Origin of the sequence: Streptomyces roseofulvus (assembly GCF_039534915.1) — a bacterium.
Classification (GTDB): domain Bacteria; phylum Actinomycetota; class Actinomycetes; order Streptomycetales; family Streptomycetaceae; genus Streptomyces; species Streptomyces roseofulvus.
On record NZ_BAAAWE010000001.1, the window covers coordinates 459,411 to 471,464 of the forward strand.

Annotated in this window: 12 protein-coding genes; 9 read left to right on the top strand and 3 right to left on the bottom strand. The window is 74.6% G+C overall.

The annotated features are described in order from the left end of the window. Positions 1-142: 142 nt before the first annotated feature. Positions 143-607, top strand: a complete 465-nt coding sequence (locus ABFY03_RS02260; RefSeq protein ID WP_319013480.1) for a pyridoxamine 5'-phosphate oxidase family protein — start codon at positions 143-145, stop codon at positions 605-607. 21 nt (positions 608-628) lie between these two features. Here the strand turns inward: ABFY03_RS02260 and ABFY03_RS02265 are convergent, their stop codons facing one another. Further along, positions 629-2,326 (bottom strand): sensor histidine kinase, encoded by a 1,698-nt coding sequence (locus tag ABFY03_RS02265; protein WP_346172189.1) that lies wholly within the window; start codon positions 2,324-2,326, stop codon positions 629-631. A 291-nt stretch (positions 2,327-2,617) separates the two neighbouring features. On the opposite strand from ABFY03_RS02265, the gene adhP reads away from it, so the two are divergent. The 6 genes from adhP (at position 2,618) to ABFY03_RS02295 (ending at position 7,403) form a co-directional block, all read left to right on the top strand. Then, positions 2,618-3,628, top strand: coding sequence for an alcohol dehydrogenase AdhP (gene adhP, locus ABFY03_RS02270; RefSeq protein WP_319013479.1), 1,011 nt, complete (start codon positions 2,618-2,620; stop codon positions 3,626-3,628). A 58-nt stretch (positions 3,629-3,686) separates the two neighbouring features. Next, positions 3,687-4,382, top strand: a complete 696-nt coding sequence (locus tag ABFY03_RS02275; RefSeq protein WP_346168985.1) for a CBS domain-containing protein — start codon at positions 3,687-3,689, stop codon at positions 4,380-4,382. A gap of 131 nt (positions 4,383-4,513) precedes the next feature. Continuing rightward, positions 4,514-5,716 (top strand): MFS transporter, encoded by a 1,203-nt coding sequence (locus ABFY03_RS02280; RefSeq protein ID WP_346168986.1) that lies wholly within the window; start codon positions 4,514-4,516, stop codon positions 5,714-5,716. A 45-nt stretch (positions 5,717-5,761) separates the two neighbouring features. Continuing rightward, a complete protein-coding gene (locus tag ABFY03_RS02285; protein WP_319013476.1) occupies positions 5,762-6,184 on the top strand; it encodes a GlcG/HbpS family heme-binding protein in 423 nt (140 codons plus the stop codon). Next, positions 6,181-6,546, top strand: coding sequence for a nuclear transport factor 2 family protein (locus tag ABFY03_RS02290; RefSeq protein WP_346168987.1), 366 nt, complete (start codon positions 6,181-6,183; stop codon positions 6,544-6,546). The genes ABFY03_RS02285 and ABFY03_RS02290 overlap by 4 nt, the downstream gene beginning before the upstream one ends. Before the next feature lie 17 nt (positions 6,547-6,563). Then, complete coding sequence (locus tag ABFY03_RS02295) at positions 6,564-7,403, top strand: aldo/keto reductase (protein ID WP_346168988.1); 840 nt, start codon at positions 6,564-6,566, stop codon at positions 7,401-7,403. 94 nt (positions 7,404-7,497) lie between these two features. Here the strand turns inward: ABFY03_RS02295 and ABFY03_RS02300 are convergent, their stop codons facing one another. Then, the gene (locus ABFY03_RS02300) at positions 7,498-8,826 is read right to left on the bottom strand and encodes a cytochrome P450 (RefSeq protein WP_346168989.1); all 1,329 of its coding nucleotides are present in this window, start codon (positions 8,824-8,826) and stop codon (positions 7,498-7,500) included. After that, positions 8,823-10,136, bottom strand: a complete 1,314-nt coding sequence (locus ABFY03_RS02305; protein ID WP_319013472.1) for a wax ester/triacylglycerol synthase domain-containing protein — start codon at positions 10,134-10,136, stop codon at positions 8,823-8,825. The genes ABFY03_RS02300 and ABFY03_RS02305 overlap by 4 nt, the downstream gene beginning before the upstream one ends. 36 nt (positions 10,137-10,172) lie before the next feature. On the opposite strand from ABFY03_RS02305, the gene ABFY03_RS02310 reads away from it, so the two are divergent. Continuing rightward, complete coding sequence (locus ABFY03_RS02310; RefSeq protein WP_346168990.1) at positions 10,173-11,483, top strand: cytochrome P450; 1,311 nt, start codon at positions 10,173-10,175, stop codon at positions 11,481-11,483. After that, positions 11,480-12,016 carry an NUDIX domain-containing protein gene (locus ABFY03_RS02315; RefSeq protein ID WP_346168991.1) on the top strand — a complete coding sequence of 179 codons (537 nt, stop codon included), beginning with the start codon at positions 11,480-11,482 and terminating at the stop codon, positions 12,014-12,016. Before ABFY03_RS02310 ends, ABFY03_RS02315 begins: the two co-directional genes overlap by 4 nt. The last annotated feature ends 38 nt before the right edge of the window (positions 12,017-12,054 follow it).

Here is a 12,054-nt window from a genome sequence, read left to right on the forward strand (position 1 = left end):
CAGGCGGGTCCGGCCCACGGGACGGGGCGACCGGCACGGCCGAAAGGGTCCGTTCGGCCCTACTGGGCCCGCGTGCGCGGGGAGACGCTGGCTGAAGGCGGCGACGGCGTCCGGAGCCGAGCCGGAACAGAAAGTGAGCACGATGAAGGACGAAGCCACGCGTACCACGGTGGACGACCGCCGTGAGTCGGTGGCGCCCCGGCGAACGGGGCAGCTCGGCCGGGCCGAGGCCCTGCGGCTGCTCGGCACCGTCTCGCTCGGACGCATCGTCTTCACGCATCAGGCCCTGCCGGCCATCCGCCCGGTCAACCACCTCATGGACGGTGAGGACGTCATCGTCCGGCTGCACGACGGCGCCACGCTCGCCTCCCTCGTGACGCCCACCCAGGCCGCCGGTGTCGTCGTGGCCTACGAGGCCGACGTCATCGACCCCGAGACCCACCTCGGGTGGAGCGTGGTGGTCACCGGGTACGCGCGCCAGGTCACGGATGAGAACGAACTCGCGCGTTTCGCCGCCCGTCTGCGCCCCTGGGCACGACACCCCGCCATGAACACCGCGGTGCGCATCCGGCCGGACCTGGTGACGGGCCTGCGGCTCACCGTGTAGGCCGTCCCGGGGCTCCGGCGGTCATCCGGCGTGGTCGACGCCGAGGGGCGCGCGCCACACCAGCCGGCTGCCGCCCCGCTCCGGGCGCTCTGTCGTCAGGGTGCCCCCCACGCCGCGAGCCCGCTCCGCCAGGTTGCTCAGGCCACTGCGCCTGCCGCCTTCCGGGATTCCCCGGCCGTTGTCCGTGACGGTGAGGACGACCTCGTCCGCGGTGGCCCGCAGGACGACCTCGACCCGGGTGGCGTGTGCGTGCCGGGCGGCGTTGCTGAGCATCTCGGTCAGGGCCGCCGTGACGTGGTCGGCCACCTCGGGCCGTACGTCGGTGTCCAGCAGGCCCTCCATGCTCAGACGGGGCGGGAAGCCGAGCGTCGTCGCCGTCTCGCCGACGGCGCGGGCCACGCGGGCCCGCAGGCTCGGTCCCGCGTCCTCGTCACGGGCGCGCAGGCCGAAGATCGTGGAACGAATGATCTTGATGGTCTCGTCGAGGTCGTCGACGGCGCGCGAGACGCGTTCGGCGGCGCCCTCGTGCTGGACGAGCCGGGCGGCGCTCTGTAGCGTCATTCCGGTGGCGAAGAGCCGCTGGATGGCGAGGTCGTGCAGGTCGCGGGCGATGCGGTCGCGGTCCTCCAGGAGGGCGAGCTGCTCGGCGTCGCTGCGCCGCGCGGCCAGCTCCAGAGCGAGCGCGGCCTGTCCGGCGAAGGCGAGCAGCGGCTCCATTTCCCCGTCGGTGAAGACCGGTTCGGTGCGGTGGCGGGCGAGCAGCAGGACGCCTCGGGTGTCCTTGGCGGCGGTTCCCAGCGGGACGGCGACCGCCGGGCCCAGTCCGTCGAAGCGGCGGGGCCCGGCGGTGTACCGGTCGTCCCCCGGGAGGCAGGCGGTGGTCACGGGCGCTCCGGCCCGGAAGGCGGCGCCGGACAGGGTGCCGGCGACCGGGACCACCAGACCGCGGCGGGTATCGCCGTCGGCACCGATGGCCAGCTCGACGACGAGGTCGTCCGTCCCGGTGACGGGCACCGAGACGTCGGCGAGCGCCGCCCCGGTGATCTCCTGGGCGCGGCGGGCGATCAGTTCCAGGACCTCGAGCCGGGGGCTGCCGGAGAGCAGGCTGTTGGTGATCTCGGCGTTGGCCCGCAGCCAGCGCTGCTGGCGCTGCGACGCCTCGTACAGCCGCGCGTTGTCGATGGCGACGCCGGCGGCGACGGACAGGGTGGAGATCACCGATTCGTCCTCGGCGTCGAAGTCCAGACCGCCGCGCTTGTCGGTCAGGTAGAGGTTGCCGAAGACCTCGTCGCGGACGCGGATGGGGACGCCGAGGAAGGTGCGCATCGGCGGGTGGTGGGCAGGGAAGCCGTAGGACGCCTCATGGGTGCCGAGGTCCGTCAGCCGGAGCGGCTCGGGATTGCGGATCAGTTCGCCCAGGATGCCGTGCCCCGCCGGCAGCGGACCGATCCTCGTGATCTCGTCGTCCGTGAGCCCGACGGTCAGGAACCGCGACAGCGTCCGGCCGTCCGGGCCGATCACCCCCAGGGCGCCGTACTGGGCGTCGACCAGAAGCGCCGCGGCCTCGACGATGCGCCGCAGCACCTGGGACAGGTCCAGCTCCCGGCCGACCGATACGACGGCCTCGAGCAGGCTGTGCACACGGTCCCGGGTCCCGCGCGCCGCGTCGATGCGCGCCTGCAGCTCCTCCAGCAGCTCGTCGAGCCGCAACTGGGGCATCCGCGACAGCGGCTCCTCGCCCACCACTTCTCCTGACCTCGCCGCCCGTTCGTGGGCGCCACCCTATCGGCCGTGCGGGTGGTCCGGCCGCCGGCGACGGCCCTGGCCGGACCTGCGGCGTGCGCGGGGCGCGGAGGCCGACGGCCCGGGACCGTCGGTCCTCGCCGCCCGCGTGCCGAGCGGCCCGGCGGATCCCGGGCCGAACGGCCCCCGGCGCGGGACCTGACCGGTCCTGGTCCCTTCTCGTCTCCCGCACCACTGTGGAACCAGCGACGACAGGAGGAGCGGGTCATGAAGGCAGCTGTGGTGAAGTCCCTGGGAGAGCCTCTGGTACTCGAAGAGCGCCCCGATCCCCTGCCCGGTCCCGGGCAGGTCCGCATCCGCGTCGAGGCGTCCGGGCTGTGCCACACGGACATCCACGCCGCACACGGTGACTGGCCGGTGAAGCCCACGCCGCCGTTCGTCCCCGGGCACGAGGGCGTCGGCATCGTCGAGGCCCTCGGGGAGGGTGTCACGCACCTGTCGCCCGGACAGCGCGTGGCCGTACCGTGGCTCGGCTGGGCCTGCGGGCGCTGCGAGCACTGCCTCACCGGCTGGGAGACGCTCTGCGAGGAGCAGATCAACACCGGTTACGGCACCGACGGCGCCTACGCCGAGAAGATGCTCGCCCACGCCGACTTCGCCCTACCCGTCCCCGACGGCGTCGACCCGCGCGAAGCGGCCCCGCTGACCTGCGCGGGCGTCACCACCTACAAGGCCCTGAAGGTCGCCGGAGTCGGACCGGCCGACCTCGTGGCGATCTCCGGCGTCGGCGGCCTGGGGCACCTGGCCGTGCAGTACGCGAAGATCGCCGGTGCGACGGTCGCCGCCATCGACATCTCCGACGACAAGCTCCGACTCGCCGAGGAGCTCGGCGCCGACATCCTCATCGACGCCCGCGAGGAGGACCCGGCGGCGGTGCTCCAGCAGCACGGCGGAGCCCACGCGGCCCTGGCACTGGCGGTGAACGAGGAGACCTTCGCGACCGCGCTGGCCGGCCTGCGCCGCGGCGGCAAGCTGGTCATGGTGGCCCTGCCCGCGGACGGCATCGTCCAGGTACCGGTCTTCTCCACCGTCCTCGGCGGGACATCCGTCATCGGGTCGATCGTGGGTACCCGCCAGGACCTGGCCGAGGTGTTCCGGCTGCACGCCGCGGGACGCACCCGTGTGGTCTACGAGACCCGCCCGCTCTCGTCCGTCAACGAGTGCATCGACGAGGTGCTCCACGGGCGCGTCCGGGCCCGGATCGTCTTCGACATGTGACGCCGGCGATGCCGTGCGCGACACCCGAGGGTCCTGTGGACGCAGGAAGGGGGAGAACGTGGTGCAGTACCGGACCGTGGGCGAGGTGATGACCGGCGACGTGGTCCGGGCGCACCCCGGCACTTCCTTCAAGGAGCTGGCCCGCCTGCTCACGACCCACCACATCGGCGGTCTGCCGGTGGTGGACGACGACGACAAGGTCGTGGGATTGGTCTCCCTGGCCGACCTGACCCGGCGACAGGGGGCCCACGGCCGGCCCGGGCGTGGCCGCGTGCGGGGGGCCCTGGGGCGGATCGTCCGCGTTCGCCCCGTCGCGGGACCGGCCGTGACGGCCGGCGGACTGATGTCCAGCCCCGCGGTCACCGTGCACCCCGGACAACGGGTGGTCGACGCTGCGCGGATCATGGAGCGCCGCCACATCGACCGACTGCCGGTGGTGGACGAGGAGGACCGTCTCATCGGCATCACCACGCGCCGTGACCTCCTGCGCGTCTTCCTGCGCACCGACGAGGAGATCCGCGAAGCCGTCGCCGTCGCGGTGCGCGCCGACGGTCCCGGCCTCGACGCCGCCGGGCTCCGCATCGACGTCCGGGACGGAATCGTCACCATCGAGGGTGCCGCCGGACCGGAGATCGACACCACCGTGCCGCTCCGGGCCGCCTGGCGGGTGGACGGCGTCGTCGGCGTGGTCAGCCGGCTGACGGCCGACGGGCGAGACGGCCCGTCCGCACCCCCGTCGCCGCCTCGCCGCTGAGGACGTCCGCGCGCCGCGCGAGAGGCAAAGAACTTACAACCAACCCATACCCGCGTTTGCGGTTATGCCGCGCATGCAATTATTGTGGAGGCACGCAAAGAGCTCACTCAAGCAATCCGGAAGGTTGAGCCATGCCGCTCGCACTCCTCGCCCTGGCCGTCGGCGCCTTCGGCATCGGCACCATAGAATTCGTGATCATGGGCCTGCTGCCCGAGATCGCCGCCGACTACGGCGTCACCATCCCCACCGCCGGCCTCCTCGTCACCGGCTACGCGCTCGGCGTCGTCATCGGCGCTCCCCTGCTGACCGTCCTGGGCAACAAGGTGAGCCGCAAGCGGATGCTCATGGTGCTGATGGGCCTGTTCGTGGTCGGAAACCTGGTCTCCGCCGTCGCCCCGAGCTTCGGGATGATGCTGACCGGTCGGGTCGTCGCCTCGCTCGCGCACGGCTCGTTCTTCGGCATCGGTTCCGTCGTCGCCGCCGGGCTCGTCGCCCCGGACAAGAAGGCCGGCGCCATCGCCACCATGTTCACGGGCCTGACCGTCGCCAACATCGTCGGCGTCCCCCTGGGCACCTTCATCGGGCAGGCCGTCGGCTGGCGGACCACGTTCGCGATCGTCGCGGCCCTCGGCGTGATCGGGCTGCTCGGCATCGCCCGGCTGGTACCCGCCATGCCGCGCCCCGCGGGCGCCCGTCTGCGCGGCGAGCTGGGCGCCTTCCGCAACCCGCAGGTGCTGCTCGCGATGGCGATGACCGTCCTCGGCTTCGGCGGCGTGTTCGCCGCGATCACCTACATCGCGCCGATGATGACCGAGGTCGCCGGCTACTCCGACGGCGCCGTCACCTGGCTCCTGGTCCTCTTCGGCGTCGGCATGTTCCTCGGCAACCTGATCGGCGGCCGGTACGCCGACCGCGCGCTGATGCCCCTGCTGTACGTCACCCTCGCCGGGCTCGCGGCCGTCCTCGCGCTGTTCACGGTCGTGGCCGAGTACAAGATCCTCGCCGCGATCGCGATCCTCCTCATCGGCGCGCTCGGCTTCGCCACCGTGCCCCCGCTGCAGAAGCGGGTCCTCGACCAGGCCCACGGCGCCCCGACCCTGGCGTCCGCCGTCAACATCGGCGCCTTCAACCTGGGCAACGCCCTCGCCGCCTGGCTCGGCGGCCTCGTGATCGCCGGCGGGTTCGGCTACACCTCCCCCAACTGGGTGGGCGCCCTCCTCGCCGCCGCCGCGCTCGGCCTCGCCTTCTGGTCCGCCGCGCTGGAGCGCCGGGCCCCCGCCACCGCACCGGCCGAGGCGACCGCCACCGCCGCCCCGGTCGCCGTACACCACTGACCCTTCCCTCAGCGACACCCACCCCTCCCCCCAAGGAAAGGCGCCATGAGCACCACCACCCTGACCCCGCTGACCATCGCCGACGCCGAGATCCTGGTCGCCACCGCCGCCCGTGCCGCCGAGGCCGCCGGGGTCACCGTCAGCGTCACCGTCCTGGACGCCGGCGGCCACCTGCTCGCCTTCCGCCGCGACGACCGCGCCGTGCTGATCTCCGGCGAGACCAGCACCCGCAAGGCGTACACGGCGCTCCAGCTCGACGCCCCCACCGCCGACCTCGTCGACCTGGTCAAGCCGGACGGCCCCTTCCACAGCCTCACGACCGCTCTCGACCGGCCGCTGCTCTTCATCGCCGGCGGCATCCCCGTCCACCGCGACGGCCGCCTCGTCGGCGCCATCGGCGTCGGCGGCGGCGCCCCCGAGCAGGACCACTCCTTCGCGGCGGCCGCCCTCGCGGAGCTGGGCCGATGACCGCCCCGCGGCGGCCGGTCCGCACACCGCGGGAGGTCTTCGCCGACCACGGCGCCCGGCTGGGCAGCGGCGACCTCGACGCCCTCAGCCTCAACTACGCCGAGGACGCGGTCTTCGTCACCCCCCACGGCGTCCTGACCGGACGCGAGGGCGTGAAGCAGGGCATCGGCCGGCTCCTCGCCGACCTGCCCGACGCCGAATGGCAGCTCCGCGAGCGGTTCGCCGGGGACGTGCTGTTCCTGGAGTGGACCGCCACCACGCCCACCCACGAAGTCCTCGACGGCGTCGACACCTTCGTCTTCCGCGACGGACTCATCACCGCCCAGACCGTCCGCTACACCCTCGCACCGCGCACCCGCTGAAGGAACATCCGCACCCCATGACCACCTCCGCCACGCCCGCCGTCCCCACCGTCACGCTGAACAACGGCGTCGAGATCCCCCAGCTCGGCTTCGGCGTCTTCCAGGTCTCCGACGACGCGACGACCGCCGCCGTCACGGCCGCCCTGGAGACCGGCTACCGCTCCATAGACACCGCCGCCGTCTACGGCAACGAGGCCGGCGTCGGCCGCGCGCTCGCCGCCTCCGGGCTGCCCCGCGAGGAACTGTTCGTCACCACCAAGCTGTGGAACACGGACCAGGGTTACGACGCCACCCTGCGCGCCTTCGACGCGAGCCTGGCGAAGCTCGGCCTCGACCACGTCGACCTCTACCTCATCCACTGGCCCACTCCCGCCCGCGACCTCTACCGGGAGTCCTGGCGCGCGCTGGAGCGCCTCGCCGAGGAGGGCCGCATCCGTGCCGCCGGCGTCTCCAACTTCCAGCCCGACCACCTGCGGCGGCTGCTGGACGGCGCGACGCTGACTCCGGCCGTCAACCAGATCGAGCTGCACCCGGGCCTGCAGCAGGCCGAGCTGCGCGCCTTCCACGCCGAGCACGGGATCGCCACCGAGGCGTGGAGCCCGCTCGCCCAGGGCGCGGTCCTCGACGAGGCCGCGATCACGGCCGTCGCCGCCCGCCACGGCAGGTCCCCGGCGCAGGTCGTCATCCGCTGGCACCTGCAGCTCGGCAACGTCGTCATCCCGAAGTCCGTCACCCCTCACCGCATCCGCGAGAACTTCGACGTCCTCGGCTTCTCCCTCTCGGACGAGGAGATGCGCTCCGTCGCCGCCCTCGACCGCGATCTGCGCACGGGCCCCCACCCCGACGAACTCAACTGACGCGGACGCCCCCACGGGGCCCCGTCCCGGGCAGTCCGCCCGGGACGGGGCCCCGTCGCATCCGGACCCGGGGCGGTGCGACCGTCGGGGTGGCTCAGGCCGCGCGCCGGGCGGTGAGCCGCATCGGCAGCGGGCCCGGGGAGAGGACGAGCCGCGGCGCGGGCCGGGGCGGGCGGGAGGTGGCGGGGGTGAGCTGCCAGCGGGCGGCGATGGAGGCCAGCGCGAGGGTGGCCTCGGTCATGCCGAAGACGTCCCCGATGCACTTGGTCGCCCCCAGGCCGAAAGGCAGGAAGGCGTCTCGGGGGATGTCTCCGTCCGTCCAGCGGGCCGGGCGGAAGCGGTCCGCGTCCTGGAACAGGGCGGCGCGCCGGTGGACGAGGTAGAGGCAGCACATGACGACGGATCCGGCGGGCAGGGGTCGCCCCGCCAGCTCGGTGTCGTGGACGGCGGTGCGGGTGATCGCCCAGGCCGGCGGGTAGAGCCGCAGCACTTCGCGGATCACGTCGGCGGTGAAGGGCAGGGCGGGCAGGTCCGCGTACCGGGCCGGGCGCCCGTCGAGGACCGTGTCGGCCTCGGCGTGCAGCCGGTCCCCGGACCGGGGATCGGCGGCGAGCAGGCGCAGGGCCCAGGCGAGCGTGGAGGAGGTGGTCTCGGCGCCGGCGAGGACCAGGGTGGCGACCTGGTCGCACAGGTCGGCGTCGGTCAGGGGCCGCCCGTCGGCGTCGCGGGCGGACAGGAGCAGCGACAGGGCGTCGCCGTGGTCGGTGCCGGCGGCCCGGTACGCGGTGATGATCTCGGCGACGCCGGTGTGCCAGGCGGCCAGCGCGCGCCGGTAACGACCGCGCGCGGGCGAGGGGACGAGGTCCACGGCGGGCGCCACGACCCGGGTGTAGACGCCGGACATCAGCACGTCGAGGGCGGCGCGGAGCTCCTCGGCGGCCCGGTCGGAGATCCCGGCGGAGAAGAGGGTGCGGACGGCGACGGCGGTGGTGAGCCGGAAGCTCTCGCGGGTGAGGTCGACGACCTGGCCGGGCCGCCAGCGGGCGGTGAGCGCCTCGGTCTCGGCCGCCATGGTCGCCGCGTACCGCTCCGTCAGGGACCGCCGGAAGGCGGGCTGGAGTGCCCGCCGCTGCCAGAGGTGCTCGGCGTTCGGGCAGGTGGCGAGCCCGTTCCCGATCACGGCGCGGACCTTGTCGTAGAGCACCCCGCCCCGGTCGAAGACGTGCCGGTCGGTGAGGATCTGCCGCACGAGCCCGGGCTCGTGCACCACGTGCATCGTGCGCCGGCCGAGCCGGACCCGGACGACGTCGCCGTGGGCGGGCAGCGCGTCGAGGAAGGCGAGCGGCCGTCCGGCGAGCTGCGGGAGGTGTCCGAGCAGCGGCCACGCTCCGGGGGCGTCGCCGAAGGCGGCGGTGGCGGTCATCGGGTGTGCCGCGGCGCGGTGGGCTCCGCCGCTCCCGGCTCCCGCTCCTCGGCCAGCCGTTCGAGGGCCGTGAGGGCCGCCTCCCAGTGCTCCGGGAGCCGGTCGGCGCCGGCGAGGGCGGCGTCGGCGACGAAGGTGGTGTGGAGGCGGCGCCGGTGGGTGGCCCAGGCGACGAAGAGCGGCTGTCCCGGCACGCGGACGGGCAGCGGGTACACGGCGGTGGCCGGCGCCCCGTCGAAGCCGAGGGGACGGCGGATCCGCAGGTCGGCGACCATCACCGGGGTGTAGCGGGCGTCCACGGCACGGCCGAGGGAGAGCTTGCCGAGCCGGTACGGGAGGCGGCGCAGCACCGCTCCCTGCGCGTCGGCCAGCGCGGCGAGGCGCCCGTAGTCGACGGCCCGGCCGAGCGCGCCGAGCCGCCGCTCCGGATCCGGTTCGCCGCAGGGCAGGTCCAGGCCGGCGACGGCGACCCGGTTGCCCAGGAGCGGGAACGGCTCCCGGGGGTCCCGGACGCCGATGCCCATGCCGGCACGCAGGCCGCGCCCGTGCCCGGGTCCGCCGGGCGCCCAGTCGTCGGGATGCCAGGCGCGGAGGGTGTCGGCGGTGAGCGCCAGGCACAGCTGGGGGACGGTGGCGCCGAGGCGGCGGCCGAGGGCGTGGAGCCGGGCCAGCGGGGTGTCGGCGAGGGCGACGGCGGGGCGGTGGGAGGGCGGGGTGTCGAGCGCCGACCACCAGGTGGTCCGGCCCGGCGGGCGGAACTCGGGCAGGACGGCGCGCCAGCGCACCGGCCGGCGGCGGGCGAGTCCGGCCTGGGTGCGTGCCGGACGGCCCTCCTCGTCGCCGAGGAGGTGCTCCAGGGTGGCGACGGCGGCGGCCCCGTCCTGGAAGGCATGGTGGGCGCGGTAGCAGAGCCCGTAGCCGGCGCCGACCCGGCGGACGAGCCACAGCCCCCACAACGGCCGGTCCCGGGGCAGGGGTTGTCGGACGACCTCGGCGGCGGCCGCCGCCGGATCGGGTGAACCGGGTAGCTCGTACAGGTGACGTGCGGGATCGAACCCGGGATCGGGCTCCCAGTGGGGGCGCCGGGTGCTGCCGCCCAGTCGGTGGGCCAGTTCGGGGAGGTCCGCCACGCGTCGCTCCAGCCACCGCGCCACCTGTTCCCGGGGCGGCGGCTCCCCCTCCAGGGTGACGAATCCGCCGAGGTGGAGGGCGGTGTCGCTGGGATGCAGCGCCGCCGTGTCGAGGGAGAGCCGGTCGAGGAGGGCGAGGGGCAGGGCGTCGGCCCGTCGCGGAGAAACTGAAGATCGCACAGGCCGCTACGATACGTCATCATGCAGTCACCCAACGTGAGTTCACTTTCGTTCGGCACCCTTCCCGCCCCTCCGTCCCCCGACAGCCCGGCCGTCGGCCGGCTGCCCGACCTCCTCGACGACGACGTGGTGGCCGCGTGGGCGGCGTCCGGCGCCCCGCTCTTCGAACTGCTGCGCCGCGCCTGGGTCCCCGGACGGCTCACCGGCTTCCGGCGCGGCGGGCGGGACGCGGTCCTGGTGACCCACCCGCGCCACGTCCACCAGGTCCTCGGCGTCGGCGGCGACCGCTTCGTGAAGCGGACCCATCGCGCCCGGCCGCTCATCGGGGACGGCATGATCGGCGCCACCGGGGAGGAGTGGCGCTCCCAACGGAAGTTGTTGCAGGCCCCGTTCACCGGCCGCGGGATCCAGCGCTGGGAGCACCACATCGCGGGCGCGGCGCGGGTGATCGCGGACCGCTGGGCGGAGCGGGCGCGCACCGGCGAGCCGGCGGACCTCGCCGAGGACGCCCAGTTCTTCACGGTGGACACCATCTGGCGCTCGCTCACCGACCATCCCCTCGACCTGGCGACGTACGGGGATCTGGCGGGGGTGCAGGACATCGTGGCCGCGCTCCCCGCCGACGTCGGTGGCGGCGGGGAGCTGCCGGCGCCGGCAGCGGCGGCGCTGGCCGCACTGGACGCGCGGATGCACCGGGCCATCGCGGACGCCCGCGCCCGCCACACGGCGGGGGCGGCCGGCACCGGGCTGCTGTTCCGGCTGCTCGACGCGGCGGAGACCGACCCCCGTTACGACGACCGGCTGATCCGCGACGAGCTGGTCACCCTCCTCGTCGCCGGATACGAGAGCAGCGCCCGCACGCTGACCTGGGTGTTCGTCCAGCTCGACCGCCATCCGGAGGTGGCGGCGCGGGCGGCGGGCGATCCGGCGGTGATCGAGGGCGTGATCGCGGAGACGCTGCGCCTGTATCCGACGGGGTGGCTGCTCCCCCGGCAGGCCGAGGCCGACGAGTGGCTGGACGGGGTGCGGATCCCGGCCGGCACGGACGTCCTCGTCTGCCCGTACCTCACCCACCGCGACCCCGACGTCTGGCCCGACCCCGACGCGTTCACGCCCGACCGGTTCCCGCCGCGGACGCCACCGCCCCCGGGGGCGTACCTCCCCTTCGGCATCGGTCCGCGCGCGTGCCTCGGCACCCGCTTCGCGATGCGGGAGATGGAGGTGCTGCTCGGGGCGCTCCTGCCGCGCTTCTCGATCGCGGCGACCGCGCCGGCGGGCGAGCCCGTCTTCGGGCTGAACCTCCGGCCGGACGGCCCGTTCCTCGCCCGCGTCCGCGCGCGCGGATGAGCCCCCGCACCGGACCGCTCGCACCCGACGGCGGGGAACGGGTGGACTTCGTCGACCCCGGCGACCGGGTGGTCGCCCGGGGCAGCCGGGAGGGCCGTGCCCCTCGGGGGCTGCTGCGCCGGTACGCGGCGACCGTCTGCACCGACGAGGCGGGCCGGGTGCTGCTCTACCGGCGCTCCGCCCGGGCCCGCGCCTACCCCGCGCACTACGACGTCCTGATCGGCGGCGCGGTGCGCGCCGGCGAGGAGTACCGGACGGCCGCGCTGCGCGAACTGCGCGAGGAGCTCGGCTACGAGACGGTGTCCGGCCTCACCGAGGCGTACCGCCACCGGGTCGACGATCCGCACGGGGCCGCCTTCCTGGCGGTGCATCAGTGGCGGGCGGACCGCGCACCCCGGCCGGATCCGGGCGAGATCGCCTGGTGCGGGTTCGTCGAGCCCGCCGCCGCGCTCGGCGACCGGTACACGCCGCTGGTGCCGACGGGCGCGGAAGCGCTGCGGCGCCTCTTCCCCCACGCCTCGCGCGCCCTCTGACCTTCCGACCGCTCTTCGCACACCCCACACCACTCTCT

Coding starts and splice junctions, on each gene's coding strand:
- ABFY03_RS02260 (WP_319013480.1), top strand. CDS start 143: ATGAAGGACGAAGCCACGCGTACCACGGTGGACGACCGCCGTGAGTCG.
- ABFY03_RS02265 (WP_346172189.1), bottom strand. CDS start 2,326: ATGCCCCAGTTGCGGCTCGACGAGCTGCTGGAGGAGCTGCAGGCGCGC.
- adhP (WP_319013479.1), top strand. CDS start 2,618: ATGAAGGCAGCTGTGGTGAAGTCCCTGGGAGAGCCTCTGGTACTCGAA.
- ABFY03_RS02280 (WP_346168986.1), top strand. CDS start 4,514: ATGCCGCTCGCACTCCTCGCCCTGGCCGTCGGCGCCTTCGGCATCGGC.
- ABFY03_RS02285 (WP_319013476.1), top strand. CDS start 5,762: ATGAGCACCACCACCCTGACCCCGCTGACCATCGCCGACGCCGAGATC.
- ABFY03_RS02290 (WP_346168987.1), top strand. CDS start 6,181: ATGACCGCCCCGCGGCGGCCGGTCCGCACACCGCGGGAGGTCTTCGCC.
- ABFY03_RS02295 (WP_346168988.1), top strand. CDS start 6,564: ATGACCACCTCCGCCACGCCCGCCGTCCCCACCGTCACGCTGAACAAC.
- ABFY03_RS02300 (WP_346168989.1), bottom strand. CDS start 8,826: ATGACCGCCACCGCCGCCTTCGGCGACGCCCCCGGAGCGTGGCCGCTG.
- ABFY03_RS02315 (WP_346168991.1), top strand. CDS start 11,480: ATGAGCCCCCGCACCGGACCGCTCGCACCCGACGGCGGGGAACGGGTG.